An 18,787-nucleotide genomic window follows, 5' to 3' on the forward strand; every position below is an offset into this window, starting at 1 on the left:
GCGCGACGTGCGCCGGTCAGTACGACAGGATGGTGCGCATCCCGAACACCACGCTGTCCTTGATCCGATGCGTTTGCGTCGGATCGTTGGGATCGACGGCGCCGCCGCCGGGATGGGCGATGTATTGAAACATCGGCTGCATGGTGAAATTCGGGTTCACCACGTGCTGGTAGGTGATCTCGAGAATCGCCTCGTAGTCGCGGATCGGATACGGCGTGCCCGTGAAGATCTGGGTGTCGCGGTCGAGCGCACGCGCGGCGTCCGAAATCCTGGCATAGATCGCGGCGATGCCGAACCGATCGTCCGGATAGGTCTCGCTGAAGCCGGTGAACAGGAAGCCGCCGTCGACATAGGTGCTGATCAGGTTGCGGTCCGATGGGCTAACCGAGGCGCGCATGAAGAACGCGACGCCCTTGTCAGCGTCCGGCCTGGCGCGCGCAAGCAGTTGCTCATAGACCATGAAGATGCCGTTGTCCCGCCGCAGCCATCGCGTGTCGCCGGAGCTGTCGGGATCGGCGAGCGACAGCCCGTCGGCCGAGAAGCGCTGGTCGGCGAACGAGCCCATGTGATACCAGGCGCCGCCGGTGATGGTCGCGGGCAGCCGGCTCTCGCCGATCTCGAACTTGTATTTGAGCTGGCCGATCCACCACGGCGGATCGTTGACCCGGAAATTGAGCCCGTGGGCGTTCAATATCTGCGGATCGTCGGTCCCCTGCGGCGGCGAAGCCGAGCCGTCGAACAGTGCCAGATAGGCGGTGATGCGGTCGGACAGATTGGCCTTGATCCGGATGCCGGGCACCGCGAGTGGCGGCGACGGCCCGCCGGCCGGCAGAATGGTGCCGACAATGCCGGGCCAGCCGAGCGCCGAATTGATGAAGATGTCGTCGTACTGGCTGTCGATGAACTCGACGTCCGAGCCCTGCTGGCCGACGCGCACCGAGAGTTTGCCGCCGAGCAGCTTCTGCTCGATCCAGAATTCATAGAGCCGCGTCGCCGGCAGCGACTCGACACCGGATACCAGGAACAGGTTGCCGACATAGCTCCGCGACAGCCCGTCGCCGTGAATCTGGTACATGTTGGCGTGGAAGGTCGCGCCGGTCCAGCCCACCGCCTTCTCGAGGTCGATGGTGGTGCCGAGATCGAGACGGCCGGTATAGGCCGCGCCGTTGCTGACGCCGCCGGAGACGTTGGAAAACCCCTCACCGATATAGGTCAGGCTGAACTGGTAGCCGGCTTCCTCGAGCGCAGCCCGCGCATCCGCAATCCGGTCGGCGACGGGCTTGTCCTCCGCATGCGCCGGCGCGCCGAGCGCGAGGGCCGCGGCCACCAACATCGCGCGGGAAAGAACTCTGCACATCGGGAATGCCGCGGTGCGCTCGCGCTATTTGACGATGCCGAGCCGCCGCATCAGCAGATAAGCCAGCAGCGCCGACCCGGCCAACAGGCCTGCGGCCACCAGAAATCCGCTGTCGACATCGGTCAGCGGCAATCCCTTGGTGTTCATGCCGAAGATGCCGGTGACGAGCGTCGGCGGCAGCAGCATCATGGTGACGACGGACAATGCGTGGAGATGCTTGTTGCTCTCCTCCTCGAGCTTGAAGCGCAGCTCCTCCTCGAGCAGGCGGCTGCGCTCGTGCAGTTCGACGATGTCGTGGTCGAGACCGTCGAGCCGCTGCGCGAGCTTGCCGGCCTGCAGCCGCAGCGCCGGGCTGAGATCGTCGGTGTTCTTCTGCTCGAGCCGGTGAAACAGCACGCGCAGGCCGGCGAGCTGGCGATGCAGTCGCACACAGGTGCGGCGCATCCGGCTCAGATTCTTGCGCAGCTCCGATCCGGTATCCTCGGCGAGCACCCGCTCCTCGATCGCATCGATATCGGTGCCGATCTTGTCCGCCATGCGGTCCATGGTGTCGGCGATCTCGTCGACGATCTTCTCCAGCAGCGCCGCGACGCTGCCGACGCGATGGCCGCCCTCGAGCACGCGGCGCGTCGCATCGGCGGAGCACAGCGCTTGATGGCGGCCGCTGACCAGGAGGCGTTCGGTCATCGCAAAGCGGAGAAAGCCGGTCTCCCGGGTGGCGGCGTCGACATCCCGCACCAGATCGGAAAACACGCCGTAGACGCAATTGTCGACGACGTGGATCTGCTGGAAATTGTCATTCGACAGCAAGAGGTCCCGCGCCAGCTGCGGGATGTGCATGTTGGCGAGCCATGCCCGGGTGCGAACGTCGGTCAGGTTGAAGTGCAGCCACAGCCTTCCGTCATGGCTCGGCTCGATCGGCGCATCGATCGGAAGTGCCTCGGCACGGCCGTCGTGATGCAGGCGGAACACCCAGACCAGACCAGGGACGGCCTCGCGGGTCAGCAGCGACCCGACCGGAGCGGGAGGTGGATCAGCCAGCATGGCCCGCCCCCAAGGCAATCGATAACGCAACCGCGCGAAATGACATGTTCAAGACCTCGCCCACGCGCAACGCTGAGCAAGCGCGTCCCTTCGACGCAACATAGGAGGACGCGCCTGTTACAGTTTTATGTCAGCGACCGCCCTACTCCGCGGCCAGGCCGGTCGGCGCCGCCTCCGCAGCCTCCTTGTTGTAGTCATGCACGACGCGGCCGAACGGCAGCGTCAGATCGGCGAGGAAGTGGTGCGCGCCGACGACACGCTTGACCGGGAAATCGGCGACCGGTGCATTGACATGCGGCACCAGGTGAAGCCGGCCGGGTCCGATCCAGGAGCCCTTGACGACGATGTCGGTCAAGTTGATCGCGACCAGCTGGCAGACCTCGAGATGGCCGTCGACGCCGGGGATCATCTTCAGATTAACTTGCGTCTTCGACAGCGTCGCGCGGGTGACGTCGCCATTGCCCGCCATGCTCTCGTGCTTGTAGCCCATCGTGCCCATCGCAACGAGCTGGCCGGCATATTCCAGCGTGCCGGTCAGCGTGTCCTTGACGATCTCGAGCTTGGGATGAGCGTACTTCTTCGGAAAGCCCCAGATCTCGCGGCCGGCCGCGATCGGCGGATCATCGTCGAGATACATCTGGCAGACGAAGTTGACCTCTTCGCCATGCAGGCGCGCGGGGATCACGAGGCCGGACTCGGTGTAGCTGCCGAAGCCGGAGCTGTCGGGCATCTTGATCCATTCGTAATGCACGATCGCCTGCTCGATCGGCTCCAGCGGCTCGGGCAGGCCGGCGCGGATCAACTCCGGATCGGTCTCATAGGTGATGACGAGAAATTCGCGATCGATGAAGCGATACGGACCGGCGGGATAGCTCGGGCCGGCGGCCGGCATCGACGGAAGCTTGAGCAGATCTTCCCTGCGCATCGCAATAACCCCCTGTTTGAAAAGTTTGCGCGGAAGCTAGCGGCCGAGATTGACAGCGATGTGAGGAATTTCCGTCAGGCGCATGACCGCTGTTACGCTTGCGTGACCCGCGTCGCGCTGCTGGGGCCAATGCTAACCATGCAGGCGGGCATGCCGGATGCGCCGTGCGCGGGCGCCGCAATTGTCATCACGGCGTCATCGGCGCGCTGAATTCTCGCCGCGAATTTCTGGAGTGTCTGATATGGACGCGCGAACCCCGCATTTCGACGACATCGATCACGCGACGCCGGGCTGGCGTCCGGAAGGCTGCGATCGTGTGGCCCTGGTCCTGCAGGGCGGCGGCGCACTCGGTGCCTATCAGGCCGGCGTCTATCAGGCGCTGCATGAATCCAACATCGAGCCCGACTGGGTGTGCGGCGTCTCGATCGGCGCGATCAACTCGGCGATCATCGCCGGCAATCCGCCCGAAAAGCGGCTGGAACGGCTGCACACGTTCTGGGATCGCATCACCAGCCGCAAGATCTGGCACTACACCCCGGACGGCGACATCTTCCGCAAGGCGCGCAATTTCACCAGCTCATGGCTGACGACGACGCTCGGACAACCCGGCTTCTTCACCCCGCACCAGACCAATCCGTGGTTCAGCCAGGCCGGCGCGCGCACCGCCACCAGCTACTACGACACCACGCCGCTGCGCGAGTCCTTGCTCGAGCTGGTCGATTTCGACCGCATCAATTCCAAGAAGATACGCTTCGCGGTCGGCGCAGTGAACGTGCTCTCCGGCAACTTCATCTATTTCGACAATGCCCATGACGAGATCATCCCCGAGCACATCATGGCGAGCGGCGCGCTGCCGCCGGCGCTGCCGATGGTGAAGGTCGGCACCGATCATTTCTGGGACGGCGGCATCGTGTCCAACACGCCGCTGCAGCATCTGCTCGACCAGGAAGACAACATGAACTCGCTGGTGTTCCAGGTCGACCTGTTCTCGGCGCGCGGCGCGCTGCCGCGGGACATCCAGGACGTGATGGCCCGGCACAAGGACATCATGTATTCGTCGCGCACCCGCTACAACACCGACGTCTATCGCAAGACCTACAATCTGCGCACCGCCCTGCACAATGCGCTGGGAAAGATCCCCGACGATCAGCTGTCGGACGAGGAGCGCCAGCTCAAGAAGGCAAACGCCCGGCTGCCGGGCATCACGCTATTGCAGCTGATCTATCAGCAGAAGGCCTATGAGGGCGACGCCAAGGATCACGAATTCTCCGGCACCTCGATGCGCGAGCATTGGGTAAGCGGGCACGAGGACACCAAGCGCTCGTTGAAGCGGCGCGAATGGATCAAGATGCCCGAGAACGGCATGGGCATCGTGATCCACGACGTGCATCGGGAAGCCGAGTAGACAAGGTCGTCATTGCCGGGCTTGACCCGGCAATCCATCCCGCTTCGAATGACTCATTCGATGGATGCGCGGGTCAAGCCCGCGCATGACGCGTTGAGGTCGAGGAGCCTTACGGCCGCGTCGACATGTTGCTCGGCGGCCCGGCCTTGCGGACCGGTTCGGCGAGGCGCGCGAACTCGCAGAGCAGCGAGCGCGTCTTGCGCGGGTCGATCACCTCCTCGACCCAGAACTTTTCGGCCGAGCGGAACGGCGAGCGCAGCTTGTTGAGGCGATCCTCGATCTCGCGCAGCTTGGCGGCGGGATCGGCGGCCGCATCGATCTCGGCGCGATAGGCCGCCTCGATGCCGCCCTCGAGCGGCAGCGAGCCCCAATAGGCCGACGGCCACGCATAGCGCATCGAGAAGCGGTTGGCCGGCTGATGCACCACGCCGGCGACGCCGAAGGCGTTACGGATGATGATGGTGCACCAGGGCACCGTGCTCTGGTTGACCGCCGCCATCGCCCGCACGCCATGGCGGATGGTCGCCGTCTTCTCCGCCTCGAGCCCGATCATGAAGCCCGGGCAATCCATGAGATAGACCACCGGCAGATGGAAGGTCTCGGCGAAGTCGACCCAGCGCACCACCTTCTGGCAGGCATCCGCGGTCCACGAGCCGCCATAGTGGAACGGATCGCTGGCGAGCAGCAGCACCGCCCTGCCCTCGATCCGCGCCAATCCGGTGATGATCGGGCGGCCGAAATTGGTGCCGACCTCGAAGAACGAGCCCTTGTCGACGACGGCATCGATGATCGGTCGCATCTTGTAGACCTGCCGGCGGTTGCGCGGCACGGCCTTCAGCAGCGATTCCTCGGCGCGTTCCGGATCGTCGGTGCAGGGAATGGTCGGCGGCAGATCGTAGACCGACGACGGCAGATAGGACAGGAAGCGCCGCGCATAGTCGAACGCCTCCTCCTCGGTCTCAACGGCCTGGTCGATCGCGCCGGCGCGGGTCTGGATGTCGGCGCCGCCGAGCTCTTGCTTGGTCAGATCCTGACCGAGGCGCTTCACCACCGGCGGGCCGGCGACGAACATCGCGGAGCTCTTGGTCATGACCGAGTAGTGCGTGGCGGCAAGCCGTGCGGCACCGAGGCCCGCGACCGAGCCGAGCCCGAGACCGACCACCGGCACGCGGGCCAAATTGGCGGTCGTGTACCAGTACCAGCGCGTACCGCCGACGCCGCCGGGTAGGTTGGCGGCGCCCCTGGTCTCGATCGTCTTCACCGAGCCACCGCCGCCGGAGCCCTCGATCACGCGAACGATCGGCAGGCGGAAGTCGTGCGCCATCTCCTCCGCCATCAACGGCTTGGCGGAAATCGATGCATCCGCCGAGCCGCCGCGCACGGTGAAGTCGTCGCCGACCACGACCACGGTGCGGCCGTCGACCCTGGCGCGGCCGAACACGCAGTTCGCCGGCGTCAGATGCTTGAGTTCGTTGCTCTCGTCGTATTCGGCGATGCCGGAGATGGCACCGACCTCATGGAAGCTGCTCTGGTCGACGAGCTTGTCGATGCGCTCACGAACCGTGAGCCGGCCCTGGTCGCGTTGCCGCTTGACCTTGTCAACGCCTCCCATCTCCCGCGCGAACGCTTCGCGGCGGGCGAGGTCGTCGAGTTCCGGCTTCCAGTTCATTCACTGCTCCCGTCTTGAGGATTTTGTTGTTGTTATGGGCGGTCACCGGAAGCGTCTTGCGCTCGATCCGATTGCTGAAGATGTCCCCGTCGGCGCCTTCGAGCAGGCTGCCGAGTGCGGCCGCGAGCTCGACCATTTGCGGCGCGACCTCGCGATGCAGCCGCGCCTCGTCATACATCGCCGAGAGCAAGCCGATCGTGGTGACCACATAGGTCTGATACTGCGGCGACCACAGCGGCACCGCGACGCCGTTGATGTGCGGGCTCCACAGGCCGCAGGCGACGACGTAGCCGTGCTCCTGCAAATGCCGGCGGTTGGCCTCGATGCGCGGCGTCAGCATCTTGGCGCTGTCGGGCAATTCGCCTTCCATCTCCGCGATCAGCGCGTCGCCGATCGCGGGATCGAGTGCGGCCGTATAGGCGTGGCCGGCCGCGGTGGTCGCCATCGAGATCCGGCTGCCGGTGGCCTCATGCAGGCCGAGCGCGTTGGCCGCGCGGGCGAACTCCAGATAGACCAGGTGAAAGCGGTCGGGGATGACGAAGCCCACCGTGCCGGGCAACTGATCGGCGACATCCTGCAGGCGCAGCCGGATCAGATTGCGCAGCTGCAGCCCCTTCATCATCGTGGTGCTCATCGCGACCGCGCTCGGGCCGATGCGATATTTCTGGTCGCGCGGCAGATAGACCAGCTGTCCCATCCGCGTCAGCGTGTGCGTCAGCCGTGACACCGTCGAACGCGGCAGGCCGCAGCGGTTCGAGATCTCGAGATTGCCGAGCCGGGCTTCGTGTCCCTCGAAGCACCGCAACACATCGAAGGCGCGCGACACCACCTGGATGACATCGCCATCGCCTGTCTCGCTGGCGAGCATTCCCTGCCTGCTAAGCCGTTCCGAGCGCCTTCCCATCTGTTTGGCTCCATTCCGTCTTGCGGAATAAAATTCCACTTGCAGAAGAAGCTACCTCAGGCAATCTGCCGCCACAACAAAAAGCCGTTCGCCGGATGAAATTTCCGCAAGACGGTATCGGAGAGTGGAATGCCAGAGATCAAGGTTGTGACCGAAGTTGCCGGGCGCGTTTGCGCGCTTCCTGTCGAGACCGGCAGCAGCATCGGCAATGGCGACGAGATTGCGTTCGTCGAAGCGATGAAGATGGAAATACCGGTCACGTCGACGACAGCAGGCAAAATCAAGTCGATTCTGGTCAAGATCGACGATGTCATCGCCGAAGGCCAGGCGGTCGCGATCGTCGAGACCTGAGATTCCACCCTTGCCGTCCAGCCGCGACAATCTGTCCGGTGATGCAGCGGCTGAAATCGCCGGCATGCGCCGGAGGTAGCGTTGCCATCGCCGGATCACGATGCAATCATCCGCCCGGAAAAGTTTCGCACAGCGAAACAAAGGGAGGAATTATGATCCATCGGCTGATGGCGCTCGCGCCTGCCGCTCTTGCCGGCATTTCGATCTTCGCTGCCCTGCCCACCTCGGCCGAGGACATCAAGCTGCCGCCGACCATGGCAGTGACCGCCTACGACACCGGCACCGCCGGCTTCAACATCGCGGTCGGCGTCGGCAAGATGATGAAGGACAAATACGGCACCGACGTCCGCGTGCTGCCGGCCGGCAACGACGTCGCGCGGCTCGCGCCGCTGCGCGCCAAGCGCGCGGTCTCCTCGGCAATGGGATCGGGGACCTATTTCGCGCAGGAAGGCGTGTTCGAGTTCGGCGCCAAGGAATGGGGCCCGCAGCCGCTGCAGCTCATGCTGTCGTCGGTCGACTGCAATTGCGGCGCGCTCGGCGTGGCAGCCGATGCCGGTGTCAAGGAAATGAAGGACCTTCGCGGCAAGCGCGTCGGCTTCGTGGTCGGCTCGCCGGCGCTGAACCAGAACTCGCTCGCGATGCTCGCGTTCGGCGGCCTCACCCAGAAGGACGTCAAGATCGTCGAGTTCGCAAGCTACGGCGCGATGTGGAAAGGCCTGATCAACAACGACACCGATGCCGCCTTCGGCACCACGATCACCGGCCCCGCCAAGGAAGCCGAGACCTCGCCGCGCGGCCTGATGTGGCCGCCGCTGCCCGCCGACGACAAGGAAGGCTGGGCACGGGTGAAAAAGGTCGGCTCGTTCTTCTTCCCGCAAACCGCAACCTGCGGCGCCGGCATCTCGCCGGACAAGCCGATCCAGCTCGGCAATTACCCCTACCCGATCTTCGTCGCCTATGCGGCGCAGCCGGTCGACCAGATCTATGCGATCACCAAGGCGATGATCGTCAACTACGACGCCTACAAGGATTCGGCGCCCGGCGCCGCCGGACTCGGCGCCGACCGGCAGACCAAGAACTGGGTCGTTCCCGTGCATCCCGGCGCGGTGAAGGCGCTCAAGGAAACCGGCCACTGGAGCGACGATCAGGAGGCGCACAACAACGCGCTTTACAAGCGCCAGGAGGTGCTCGCCGCCGCCTGGACGGATTACGGCAAGTCGAACCCGCCGTCTGACGACAAGGCCTTCCTCGATGGCTGGATGAAGGGGCGCGCGGCCGCGCTTGCGAAAGCCAATATGCCCAATGGCTTTGAGTGAGACCCGCCAACGCGCGATGAGATCGGGTTAATCGTCATTGCGCTTGCGCCCGTTCGAGCATGGTGCTTCCGGAAAACCGCTTCGCACTTTTCCGGATCATGCTCTAGGTTATTGGCAAAACGGACAACATTGGGGGATGCGTAATGCCCGAGAACGCCGCGGCTGCGCCTGCGAAAAGAATCGAGTTTGAAGATCCGCATGCCGGTCTCGACAATCTGCAGGAGGCCGAGGTCACGCGCGTGCGCACCCTGCGCGGGGTGTGGCGCTGGGCGCTGGTGGTCGCAACCGCCGCAACCATCCTGCTCTGCATCAACCAGCAATTCTCGCTGCGCTTCTTCATCGACTACACCCAGCTAAACACCGAATATTTCTATCTCTTGATCGCGCTGATGCTGCCCTTCACGTTCCTGATCTTCCCCGGATCGGAGCGCGCGCCGCTGAACCGCATTCCCTGGTATGATCTCGCGCTCGCCGTCGCGACCTTCGCCGCCTCGATCTGGCTGATGCTGAACGTGCGCAAGGCGGCGCAATATGGCTGGGAGTCCGACGGCGCCCCGAGGAACGTCATCATCGCCGGCCTCGTGATGTGGGTGATGCTGATGGAGGCGCTGCGCCGGACCGGCGGCTGGAGCCTCCTGCTCAGCGTTCTGCCCTTCACCGTCTATCCGCTGTTCGCCGAGGCCAGCTGGCTCGGCCCGTTCCGCGGCTCGCAGCTCACGCTCGACCAGACCACCGCCTATCACGTGCTGTCCGGCGAGAGCCTGCTCGGCATTCCGATCCAGGCCTTCGCCGACACCGTGATCGGCTTTTTGGTGTTCGGCACCGCGCTGATGATGACCGGTGCCGGAAAATTCTTCATTAACCTCGCCTTCGCGCTGTGCGGCACGTTCCGCGGCGGTGCCGCCAAGGTCTGCATCTTCGCGTCCGGCCTGCTCGGCATGATGTCGGGCTCGATCGTCTCCAACGTGCTGACCGCCGGCACGATGACGATCCCGGTCATGAAGAAGAGCGGCTTCCGCGCCTCCTATGCCGGCGCGATCGAGGCCTGCGCCTCCACCGGCGCCGTGCTGGCGCCGCCGGTGATGGGCGCCACCGCGTTCGTGATCGCGCAGTTCCTCAATATCAGCTACGCGGAGGTCGCGGTGGCCGCGATCATTCCTGCGGCGCTCTACTATGTCGGCCTGTTCATGCAGGTCGACTCCTACGCCGCACGCCACGGGCTGAAGGGCATTCCGCGCGCCGAGCTGCCGCGCGTGATGGATACGATCAAGAACGGCTGGTATTACGTCTTCGTCATTGCGCTCCTGATCGTGATGCTGCTGTATTTCAAGCGCGAAAGCCACGCGCCGTTCTACGCCACCGCGCTGCTGCTGGTGCTCAACCAGATCTTCTCCAAGGAGAGCCGCTGGACGCTCGGGACGATCGGAAAATTCCTCGAGGTCAATGGCCGCACCTTCGTCGAGCTGGTCGGCATCCTCGCCGGTTGCGGTCTGCTGATCGGGGCGTTCTCGATGACCGGCGTGGTCTCGAGCCTCGCCAACGATCTTTTGACGCTTGCGGGCGACAACGCGTTCCTGCTGCTCGTGATGTGCGCCTTCACCAGCCTGATCCTCGGCCTCGGGCTGACCACCACCGCCTGCTACATCTTCCTCGCCATCCTGGTCGCGCCCGCGCTGGAGAAGCTCGGGCTGAACCGGATGGCGGTGCACATGTTCATCTTCTATTGGGGCATGCTGTCGTCGATCACCCCGCCGGTGGCGATCGCCTCCTTCGCTGCGGCCGGCATCGCCGGCTCGCCCGCGATGAAGACCGGATGGGAATCGATGTGGGTCGGCAGCATCATCTATTTCATCCCGTTCTTCTTCGTGCTGAACCCGGCGCTGGTGATGCAGGGACCGAGCCCCTATCTCGCCGGCCTCGGCCTGATGGCGCTCGCGGCGTGCGGCACCCTGTTCATCTGCGGCGGCATCCAGGGCTATCAGGCGTTCGTCGGCGACCTTCGCGGCGCCGGTGCCCTGGAATGGCCGCTCCGGGTGCTGCTGGTGATCGGCGGCTTCGTGCTCGCGACGCCAGGCGGCGGCATCAACCCGCTGTCGCAGCTGCAGGTGTCGCTGCTGGGGCTCGCGATCCTCGCCCCGACGGTGCTGATCGCCTTGCTGCTGGTCCGCCGTCAGGCGCTGGTTCCGAACCAGTTGCGCGCGCCTTGATTGCGTTGCACAACAGGAGGCGATGAAACGATCGCCTCCTCCCGTCACCGCCACCACCACGGCCTGGTCCAGCTCCAAGCCGCCGCTGCTGCGGTTTCTGCACACGTGTTACGCAGACTTCCTGCCCGAGGCCGCCGGCACGGTGGCCGACTACATCCCCGAGCTCGGCAAGGCCGACCCTGCCCATTTTGGCATCAGCCTGGCGACGCTCGATGGCCATGTCTACGAGGTCGGCGACACCAGGGTGCCGTTCACCATCCAGTCGATGTCGAAGCCGTTCGTGTTCGCGCTGGCGCTGGACACGCTGGGCGCCGAGCGGGTGGAAAGCGTGATCGGCGTCGAGCCATCCGGCGACCCCTTCAACTCGATCCGGCTCAATGCCGAGAACCATCCGTTCAATGCGATGGTCAATGCCGGCGCGATCGCCTGCTCCGGCCTGCTCCACGCCGACAAGGGTGACGGCGCGTTCGACTATATCCGCCATGCGCTCGGCCGCTTCGCCGGCCGTGAGCTCGATGTCGACGAGGCGGTCTATGCCTCCGAGAGCGCCACCGGCGACCGCAACCGGGCGATCGGTTATTTGCTGCGCACCAACAGCGTGATCACCGAGAACGTGCCTGCGGTGCTCGATGTCTATTTCCGGCAATGTTCCATCCTGGTCACCGCGCGCGACACCGCCGTGATGGCGGCGACGCTCGCCAATCGCGGCATCAATCCGCTGACCGAGGAGCAGGTGGTGACGCCGTACGCGATCGCGCGCACGCTCTCGGTGATGACCTCGTCGGGCATGTACGACTATGCCGGCGAATGGATCTACCGCGTCGGCATTCCCGCCAAGAGCGGCGTCGGCGGCGGCATTCTGGCGGCGCTGCCGGCGCGGCTCGGGCTCGGCAGCTATTCGCCAAGGCTCGACAAGCACGGCAACAGCGTGCGCGGCATCAAGGTGTGCGAAACGCTGTCGGCGCATTACGACCTGCATATCCTGAACCGTAGCGACGACGCCCGCTACAGCATCATTGCCGACTACAATATCGGCAAGAACCCGTCGCGGCGGGTGCGCCGGCCGCAAGAACAGGAGATCCTGGCAAAACACTTCCAGGAGGTCCGCGTGATCGAGCTGGTCGGTACGCTGTCGCTTTCCAATGTCGACTATGTCTCGCGCCGCCTCGCCGGCGGCCCGCGGCCGGAATTCGTGATCTTCGATCTGCGCCGCGTCACCGCGACGACCCGCGCGGGCGCAAGGCTGGTAGCCGAGGCGTTCCAGGAACTGGCCGAGCTCGGCGTCACGGTGATCCTCTCCGGCATCAAGCGGACCTCGCGCGCATGGGCCACGATCAGCGAGTGGACCAGGCGGCTCGGCAATATCAGGGATTTCTACCTGCTCGACACCGCGATCGAGTGGGCCGAGGACCAGATCGTCTACCGCTATGGCGGCTCGATCGACTTCCTCGAGACCACGGAGCTTTCCGAGCAGCCGCTGCTCGCCGGATTGAGCGAAGCCGAGATCGCCGATCTCACCTCGCTCTGCACGGTCCGGACCTACCAGCAAAATGAAAAGGTCATCGCCGCGGGCAGTGAGGCCACCTCGCTGTTCTTCCTCCGCAGCGGCGTGGTCCACGTCACCCTGCCGGACGGCATCCGGCTCGCGACGCTGACTGCCGGCATGGCCTTCGGCGAGATGGCGCTGCTGGAGCCGAAGCGGGTCGCGGACGTGGTCGCCGACATGTCGGCGACCACCTACGAAGTGACGATCGAGGATTTCGAGCGCTTCCGCGAGCGACATCCGCGCGCCGGCGAGCGGATCATGCGCAACCTCGCGCAGATCCTCGCCGATCGGCTGATCGTGGCGAATGCCAAGGTGGATCTGCTGACGTCGGGGTAGGTCTCTCTGTTCTCCCTCTCCCCGCCCTTCGCGGGGAGAGGGTCGGGGTGAGGGGCTGCATCCGCAAAATAACTTCGAGTAAGACTCGCGGAGATTCCCCCTCACCCTGACCGCATTCCGGTTCGCTGCATGCGCTCCGGCCTCTCCCCGCAGGCGGGGCGAGGCGAAGAACTCCGCGACGCGATCCGTTCAGCTCACCACTTCCGTCACCGGCTGCATGTCGATCTCGAACGTTTCGAGAAATTTCGACGTCATGATGTAGAAGCCGACCGAGAGTTGCAGCTCGATCAGCGCGGCCGGCGTCAGCTTCGCCGCGATCGCCCTGAAGGTCGCGTCGGTCGGCTTCTTCAGCTTGACGATCTCGTCGGTGAAGGCGAGCGCCACGCGCTGCACCTCGTTGAAGCAGGTCGCGGACTGCCAGTCCTCGAGCGCGGCGTTCTGCTCGTCGGTGACGCCGAGATTCTTGCCGATGCGCTTGTGCGCGACGATCTCGTAGGGCGCCTCGCAGAGAATGCCGGTGCGCGTGATCGCAAGCTCGCGGACGACGGGATCGAGCTCGCCCTTGTGGCGGATCGCGCCGCCGAGCCGGCAATACTGCTCAAAGTAACTTGGCGAATGCGCCATCATGCGAAAGATGTTGGCGTTGCGGTTCTTGTCGAGGATCTCGCGGGTCCGCGGGCTTGCCTTTGCGGGATCGGAGTAGTCGATACGGGCCATTTCCTAACCTTGATCTTGCTGTCGTTTCTGTCGGGTTCCGAAACACTAGAGCTTTTTCCGTCCCGATGAAATCGGAACGGGGCTCTAGATCCTTGTTTTGACGCGTCTTCTTCACGCGAACCGGTATCCACTTCGCTCGAAAACGCTCTGTACGGGCCGCTGTCGCAGGAGCAACACGCGCGAGTCAAATTGCCGCCGCATTCCCAGACAACGTTGTCACAGTCGATATTCGCTGAGTGGGGACTCGTCAAAAGCGAATACTCGACACGGGGTGTTCCGAGTAAAAAATCTGGCCGTCTTGCGCGCAATTCGCGCAACGATGAGTCACGCCCAAGTCTAGGGGAAACGCATGAAGGAAGCCACCAAGAGGGCGGCCTCGGAAGCGCTTGCGCAAATGCTGGCGGTGACGGCAATGCTCGTCATCGCCAGCGTCATCTTTTATTGGCACTGAGGCATGATCCGGAAAAGTGTGTAGCGGTTTTCCGAAAGATCATGCCCCAACAGGTTATCCGCAAACTATGAGGGGCAAGAGCGAACCAGTTTAGCCTGGTCTTGCGTTCTGACTGGATCGTTCAGCCCCTCATTTCGCCTTTGCGAAATACGGAACCAGCCTCCCCGCGAATTGCGTGAAGCGCGCCGCGACCTTGTCGCCGATGGCAAGGTCGTTGTCGCCGTGGGCCATCATGCGAAAGCCCTCGTCGGCATCGACAAGCACGATGTTGTACGGCACATGCGCCCGCGTCTCCGGCGTCGCGGCGCGGCAGACCAGCGAGGTCGCATACACCGTCCCTGCCCCGCTCGCGCGATGCTCGGCAAGATCGGGCGAACCGCATGCGGCGCAAAAGCTGCGGCGGAAATATTGCCGCGCACCGCAGCCGTTGCAGGTCTGGTAGACGATGGCTTCAGTGCCCTTGGTCCAGTCCACGATGGGTCCGCTCATCGCACGCGCTCCAGGAACATGCTGACATGCGACGACAGCACGCCGCCGTCGCCGTGCAGCAGCGCCACCGAGGCGTCGCGCACCTGGCGATTTTCGGCGCGTCCGGTCATCTGCAGATGGGTCTCGGCCAGATGCGCCATCGCGCCGCCGACGCCGCAATGGCCATAGCTGAGCAGGCCGCCATGGGTGTTGAGCGGCATCTCGCCATCCTGATTGAAATAGCCGGCACGCACCCGCGCCGCCGCCTCACCGCGCCCGGCGAGGCCGAGATCCTCCAGCAGCATCGCGAGCGTGATCGTGAAGCTGTCGTAGACCGCGGCGTAGCGCACGTCCGGGATCGCGACGCCCGACACATCTTTCGCTTTCGCGATCGAAATCTCGGCGCCGAGCTCACTGAGCGCAGGCGCGGCGGTGACGTGCTGATGGGTGTGCGCCTGGGCGCAGCCGCGGACGCGGACCTGCTGCTCGCCGGTCGGCTCGCGGCTGACCACGCACGCCGCGCCGCCGTCCGACACCGGACAGCAGTCGAGCAGCTTGAGCGGCATCGCCACCGGCTTGGAGGCCATCACGTCGGCAACCGTGATGGGCTCGTGGAATTGCGCGCCGGGATGCGTCAGCGCGTGCTTGCGCATCAGCACCGCGAACTCGGCAAGGTCTTCCTGCGTGAGGCCGTATTCATGCATGTAGCGGGACGCGACCAGGCCGTAATAGGCCGGGATCGTCGGCCCCAGCGTCACCTCGTAATCGGGATGTCCGACCTGGGCCAGCGCCTGGATCGAGGCGTCGCGGCTCTGCCCGGTCAGCCGGTTCTCGCCGCCGACCACCAGCACATGTTTTGCAACACCGGCGTCGACCAGGTGATGCGCCAGCATGGTCATCGCAAGCCCGGTGGCGCCGCCGACCTGGACGGCGTGCGCGTAAGACGGGCGAATGCCGAAGTGCTCGGCGAAGACCGTGGCCAGCATGATGTGCGGCGAGACCGTGGAGTAGCCGCAGAGGATGCCATCGATGTCGGAGCGCTTCAGCCCGGCATCCGAGATCGCAAGCTCGGCCGCCTTGCTCATCAGGTCGAGCGAGGACAAGCCCTCATGCTTGCCGTAGGACGTGAGGCCGACGCCTGTGACGAAGCTCATGTCAGCGCACCTATCTCAGAGCGTCATTCCGGGGCGATGCGAAGCATCGAACCCGGAATCTCGAGATTCCGGGTCTGGTCCTTCGGACCATCCCGGAATGACAACCTACAATGACTTGCGTCATCTCAATACGACTTCGGAAGGCCGAGCACCTTCTCGCCGATGAAGCTGAGGATCAGCTGCGGACTGATCGGCGCGATGCGCGGGATCAGCGATTCCCGCAAGTACCGCTCGACGTGATACTCCTTTGCGTAGCCGAAGCCGCCATGGGTCATCACCGCCTGCTCGCAGGCATGGAAGCCGGCTTCCGCCGCGAGATATTTTGCGGAGTTCGCCGCGGGACCGCAGGGCAGGTTCTGGTCATACTGCCAGCCGGCGCGCAGCACCATCAGCCAGGCAGCCTCGAGCTCCATCCAGCACTTCGCCAGCGGATGCTGGATCGCCTGGTTCATGCCGATCGGCCGGTTGAACACGATGCGACCCTTGGCATATTCCGACGCCCGCTTCAGCGCGATCTGGCCGAGGCCGACAGCTTCGGCCGCGATCAGGATGCGTTCGGGATTCATGCCGTGCAGAATGTATTCGAAGCCGCGGCCCTCTTCGCCGATGCGGTCCTCGACCGGGATCTCGAAATTCTCGAAGAACAGCTCGTTGGAATCGACCGGTTTGCGGCCCATCTTCTCGATCTCGTGCACGGTGACGCGCTTGCGGTCGAAATCGGTGTAGAACAGGCTGAGGCCATGGGTCGGGCTGCGCACCTCCTCCAGCGGCGTGGTGCGCGCGAGCAGCAGGATCTTGTTGGCGACCTGCGCGGTCGAGATCCACACCTTCTGACCGTTGACGATGTATTTGTCGCCCTGGCGCACCGCGCGGGTCTTGAGCTGCGTGGTGTTGAGGCCGGTGTTGGGCTCGGTCACCGCGAAGCAGGACTTGTCGCGACCGTCGATGATCGGCGGCAGCATGCGCTGGCACTGCTCCTTGGTGCCGAACACCACCACCGGATTGAGCCCGAACACGTTCATATGCACCGCGGACGCGCCGGACATGCCGGCACCGGATTCGGAGATCGTGCGCATCATGATCGCGGCATCGGTGATGCCGAGCCCGGAGCCGCCATACTCCTCGGGGATGCAGATGCCGAGCCAGCCGGCATCGGCCAGCGCGCGGTGGAAGTCGGCCGGATAGCCGCCCTCCTTGTCCTTCTTCAGCCAGTAGGCTTCGTCAAAGCGCGAGCAGATCTTGGCGACGGCATCGCGGATCGATTCCTGGTTGGCGGAGAGTGCGAAATCCATCTGTCGTGCTCCTATGCCTGCACCGCTTTGGCCGCGCCGTCGCGCACCATCGCCGCGATCTCCTCGGTGGAGAAACCTGCCTCCTGCAAAATCTCCGCGCTGTGCTCGCCGAGCCGCGGCGCCAGCCGGCTCGGCTCGACCTTGGTCTCCGACCATCGCGCCGACGGCGTCATGCTGCGGATCCGGCCCTCGGTCGGATGATCGACCACGGGGAAGACGCCGGTCGCGACCATATGCGGGTCCTCCAGCAGGCTCTCGAGATCGTGCATCGGCATCACCGGCACGTCGGCCTTTTCGAGGATCTCGTTCCACTCGGCTGTCGTCTTGGTCTGCAGGATGCGCGCGAGCTCGGCATAGACGACATCGATATTAGTGGCACGGCCGGCGAAGGTCGCGAATTTCGGATCGCTGCGCAGATCGTCGCGGCCGGTCGCCTTGAAGAAATTTTCCCACTGCTTGTCGTTGTAGACGATCACGCAGATATAGCCGTCCAGTGTCTTGTACGGCCGCCGGTCCGGCGACAGATGGCGCGCATAGCCGCCCTTGTCGAGCGGCGGATCGTAGGTCAGGCCGCCCATGTGATCGCCCATGACGAAGCCGGCCATGGTCTCGAACATCGGGATGTCGACGCGCTGACCCTGCCCGGTGCGGTCGCGATGCACGATGCTCGCACAGATCGCGCCGACCGCGGTGAGGCCGACGATGCGATCCACCAGCGCGTTCGGCACATAGCGCGGCACGCCGTCCGAGGTTTGCGCCATCAGCGCAGGCAGCGCGGTCGCGCCCTGGATCAGATCGTCATAGGCGGGCTTGGCGGCATAAGGTCCCTCCTGGCCAAAGCCGAACACGCCGGCATAAATCAGCCGCGGGTTGACCTTGGAAACGACGTCATAGCCGAGCTGCAGCCGCGCCATCGCCTGCGGGCGCACATTGTAGACCAGCACGTCGGCCTTCGCGATCAGCCGCAGCACCGCCTCGCGCCCCGCCGGCTTCTTCAGATCGAGGCAAACCGAGCGCTTGCTGCGGTTGGTGTTGAGGAACACCGGTCCCATGCCGGGATGCCGCGTTGGGCCGATCTGCCGCGTCACGTCGCCATCGGGCGATTCCACCTTGATGACGTCGGCGCCGTAATCGCCAAGCATCTGCGTGGCGTAGGGTCCCATCAGCACGGTCGTCATGTCGACGACCTTGATACCCTGCAGTGGTCCCATCGTCCTGTTCGCTCCCGGATGTCGTGGTTATGGAGCTAGTAACGGGAGCTTTTCCAAGAGATCAAGCTGCGCCGGGCGTATGGGCGTATGCATGGCTGCGGCTGGGCCGCTTCCGTGCGGCGGAACGCAAGGTGGGCAAAACGAAGCGGATTCACCGCCGCCCTTATGCCGGCGACTGCCCCGTCATCACCTCGCGCGCCTTCAGGAGCTTTTCCAGTTCCGCATTCTGCTGCTCGAGCCGCTCGGCGATGCGTTCCTCGACTTCGGCGCCGGCTGCGCCCGCGGCCTGCTCGATCAGCTGCCTGATATTGTCCCGGAGGATCGCGATGCGATCGTTCACTTCCGACAGCGACAGAGACGTCTCGATTCCCATGGTCCGTTCTCCCGGTGACAAGCACGGGCAGCTTAGCGCGGCGGGAGGCGGCGGCCTATCC

Annotated in this window: 16 protein-coding genes; 5 read left to right on the forward strand and 11 right to left on the reverse strand. The window is 64.6% G+C overall.

Annotated features, from left to right (window positions below):
- Nucleotides 1–16: 16 nt before the first annotated feature.
- From QA635_RS25310 to QA635_RS25320, 3 genes are all read right to left on the reverse strand, one after another.
- Complete coding sequence (locus QA635_RS25310; RefSeq protein ID WP_283071798.1) at nucleotides 17–1,333, reverse strand: carbohydrate porin; 1,317 nt, start codon at nucleotides 1,331–1,333, stop codon at nucleotides 17–19.
- A gap of 48 nt (nucleotides 1,334–1,381) precedes the next feature.
- Complete coding sequence (locus QA635_RS25315) at nucleotides 1,382–2,401, reverse strand: transporter (protein ID WP_283061974.1); 1,020 nt, start codon at nucleotides 2,399–2,401, stop codon at nucleotides 1,382–1,384.
- Nucleotides 2,402–2,543: 142 nt separating this feature from the next.
- Nucleotides 2,544–3,326 (reverse strand): acetoacetate decarboxylase, encoded by a 783-nt coding sequence (locus QA635_RS25320; RefSeq protein ID WP_283061976.1) that lies wholly within the window; start codon nucleotides 3,324–3,326, stop codon nucleotides 2,544–2,546.
- A 241-nt stretch (nucleotides 3,327–3,567) separates the two neighbouring features.
- Between QA635_RS25320 and QA635_RS25325 the strand changes: the two genes are divergently transcribed.
- Entirely contained in the window at nucleotides 3,568–4,731 is a 1,164-nt protein-coding gene (locus QA635_RS25325) for a patatin-like phospholipase family protein (protein ID WP_253587118.1), read from the forward strand.
- Between the two features lie 109 nt (nucleotides 4,732–4,840).
- On the opposite strand, the gene QA635_RS25330 is transcribed toward QA635_RS25325, so the two are convergent.
- Together QA635_RS25330 and QA635_RS25335 are read right to left on the reverse strand one after the other, a co-directional pair.
- Nucleotides 4,841–6,400 carry an acyl-CoA carboxylase subunit beta gene (locus tag QA635_RS25330; protein WP_283061981.1) on the reverse strand — a complete coding sequence of 520 codons (1,560 nt, stop codon included), beginning with the start codon at nucleotides 6,398–6,400 and terminating at the stop codon, nucleotides 4,841–4,843.
- Nucleotides 6,330–7,304, reverse strand: a complete 975-nt coding sequence (locus QA635_RS25335) for an IclR family transcriptional regulator (protein WP_283061983.1) — start codon at nucleotides 7,302–7,304, stop codon at nucleotides 6,330–6,332. Before QA635_RS25335 ends, QA635_RS25330 begins: the two co-directional genes overlap by 71 nt.
- A 129-nt stretch (nucleotides 7,305–7,433) precedes the next feature.
- Between QA635_RS25335 and QA635_RS25340 the strand changes: the two genes are divergently transcribed.
- From QA635_RS25340 to glsA, 4 genes are all read left to right on the forward strand, one after another.
- Complete coding sequence (locus QA635_RS25340; protein WP_076826552.1) at nucleotides 7,434–7,655, forward strand: acyl-CoA carboxylase biotin carboxyl carrier protein subunit; 222 nt, start codon at nucleotides 7,434–7,436, stop codon at nucleotides 7,653–7,655.
- A 152-nt stretch (nucleotides 7,656–7,807) separates the two neighbouring features.
- On the forward strand, nucleotides 7,808–8,971 hold the full coding sequence (locus tag QA635_RS25345) for a TAXI family TRAP transporter solute-binding subunit (protein ID WP_283061985.1): 1,164 nt from the start codon (nucleotides 7,808–7,810) through the stop codon (nucleotides 8,969–8,971).
- A gap of 143 nt (nucleotides 8,972–9,114) precedes the next feature.
- Complete coding sequence (locus QA635_RS25350) at nucleotides 9,115–11,178, forward strand: TRAP transporter permease (RefSeq protein WP_038384113.1); 2,064 nt, start codon at nucleotides 9,115–9,117, stop codon at nucleotides 11,176–11,178.
- A gap of 22 nt (nucleotides 11,179–11,200) precedes the next feature.
- Nucleotides 11,201–13,060, forward strand: a complete 1,860-nt coding sequence (gene glsA / locus QA635_RS25355; RefSeq protein WP_283061986.1) for a glutaminase A — start codon at nucleotides 11,201–11,203, stop codon at nucleotides 13,058–13,060.
- 189 nt (nucleotides 13,061–13,249) lie between these two features.
- Here glsA and QA635_RS25360 read toward each other — a convergent pair whose 3' ends face one another.
- The 6 genes from QA635_RS25360 to QA635_RS25385 all read right to left on the reverse strand — a co-directional run bounded on the left by QA635_RS25360 (nucleotide 13,250) and on the right by QA635_RS25385 (nucleotide 18,726).
- A complete protein-coding gene (locus QA635_RS25360; protein ID WP_283061987.1) occupies nucleotides 13,250–13,777 on the reverse strand; it encodes a carboxymuconolactone decarboxylase family protein in 528 nt (175 codons plus the stop codon).
- Between the two features lie 580 nt (nucleotides 13,778–14,357).
- Entirely contained in the window at nucleotides 14,358–14,717 is a 360-nt protein-coding gene (locus tag QA635_RS25365) for a Zn-ribbon domain-containing OB-fold protein (protein ID WP_092085482.1), read from the reverse strand.
- Nucleotides 14,714–15,850 carry a thiolase family protein gene (locus tag QA635_RS25370; protein WP_283061988.1) on the reverse strand — a complete coding sequence of 379 codons (1,137 nt, stop codon included), beginning with the start codon at nucleotides 15,848–15,850 and terminating at the stop codon, nucleotides 14,714–14,716. The genes QA635_RS25365 and QA635_RS25370 overlap by 4 nt, the downstream gene beginning before the upstream one ends.
- A 125-nt stretch (nucleotides 15,851–15,975) precedes the next feature.
- Nucleotides 15,976–17,142, reverse strand: coding sequence for an acyl-CoA dehydrogenase family protein (locus QA635_RS25375; protein WP_028344637.1), 1,167 nt, complete (start codon nucleotides 17,140–17,142; stop codon nucleotides 15,976–15,978).
- 11 nt (nucleotides 17,143–17,153) lie between these two features.
- Nucleotides 17,154–18,353 carry a CaiB/BaiF CoA transferase family protein gene (locus QA635_RS25380; RefSeq protein ID WP_283061989.1) on the reverse strand — a complete coding sequence of 400 codons (1,200 nt, stop codon included), beginning with the start codon at nucleotides 18,351–18,353 and terminating at the stop codon, nucleotides 17,154–17,156.
- Nucleotides 18,354–18,516: 163 nt separating this feature from the next.
- A complete protein-coding gene (locus QA635_RS25385) occupies nucleotides 18,517–18,726 on the reverse strand; it encodes a hypothetical protein (RefSeq protein ID WP_057019739.1) in 210 nt (69 codons plus the stop codon).
- Nucleotides 18,727–18,787: the final 61 nt, after the last annotated feature.

Source organism: Bradyrhizobium brasilense (assembly GCF_029714345.1).
Classification (GTDB): Bacteria; Pseudomonadota; Alphaproteobacteria; order Rhizobiales; family Xanthobacteraceae; genus Bradyrhizobium; species Bradyrhizobium australafricanum.

Excerpts from the sequence above, each read along its gene's own strand:
- glsA (WP_283061986.1), top strand. The coding sequence starts at position 11,201 with ATGAAACGATCGCCTCCTCCCGTCACCGCCACCACCACGGCCTGGTCC.
- QA635_RS25310 (WP_283071798.1), bottom strand. The coding sequence starts at position 1,333 with ATGTTGGTGGCCGCGGCCCTCGCGCTCGGCGCGCCGGCGCATGCGGAG.
- QA635_RS25340 (WP_076826552.1), top strand. The coding sequence starts at position 7,434 with ATGCCAGAGATCAAGGTTGTGACCGAAGTTGCCGGGCGCGTTTGCGCG.
- QA635_RS25350 (WP_038384113.1), top strand. The coding sequence starts at position 9,115 with ATGCCCGAGAACGCCGCGGCTGCGCCTGCGAAAAGAATCGAGTTTGAA.
- QA635_RS25330 (WP_283061981.1), bottom strand. The coding sequence starts at position 6,400 with ATGAACTGGAAGCCGGAACTCGACGACCTCGCCCGCCGCGAAGCGTTC.
- QA635_RS25380 (WP_283061989.1), bottom strand. The coding sequence starts at position 18,353 with ATGGGACCACTGCAGGGTATCAAGGTCGTCGACATGACGACCGTGCTG.
- QA635_RS25370 (WP_283061988.1), bottom strand. The coding sequence starts at position 15,850 with ATGAGCTTCGTCACAGGCGTCGGCCTCACGTCCTACGGCAAGCATGAG.
- QA635_RS25315 (WP_283061974.1), bottom strand. The coding sequence starts at position 2,401 with ATGCTGGCTGATCCACCTCCCGCTCCGGTCGGGTCGCTGCTGACCCGC.
- QA635_RS25360 (WP_283061987.1), bottom strand. The coding sequence starts at position 13,777 with ATGGCCCGTATCGACTACTCCGATCCCGCAAAGGCAAGCCCGCGGACC.
- QA635_RS25385 (WP_057019739.1), bottom strand. The coding sequence starts at position 18,726 with ATGGGAATCGAGACGTCTCTGTCGCTGTCGGAAGTGAACGATCGCATC.
- QA635_RS25335 (WP_283061983.1), bottom strand. The coding sequence starts at position 7,304 with ATGGGAAGGCGCTCGGAACGGCTTAGCAGGCAGGGAATGCTCGCCAGC.
- QA635_RS25320 (WP_283061976.1), bottom strand. The coding sequence starts at position 3,326 with ATGCGCAGGGAAGATCTGCTCAAGCTTCCGTCGATGCCGGCCGCCGGC.
- QA635_RS25375 (WP_028344637.1), bottom strand. The coding sequence starts at position 17,142 with ATGGATTTCGCACTCTCCGCCAACCAGGAATCGATCCGCGATGCCGTC.
- QA635_RS25325 (WP_253587118.1), top strand. The coding sequence starts at position 3,568 with ATGGACGCGCGAACCCCGCATTTCGACGACATCGATCACGCGACGCCG.
- QA635_RS25345 (WP_283061985.1), top strand. The coding sequence starts at position 7,808 with ATGATCCATCGGCTGATGGCGCTCGCGCCTGCCGCTCTTGCCGGCATT.
- QA635_RS25365 (WP_092085482.1), bottom strand. The coding sequence starts at position 14,717 with ATGAGCGGACCCATCGTGGACTGGACCAAGGGCACTGAAGCCATCGTC.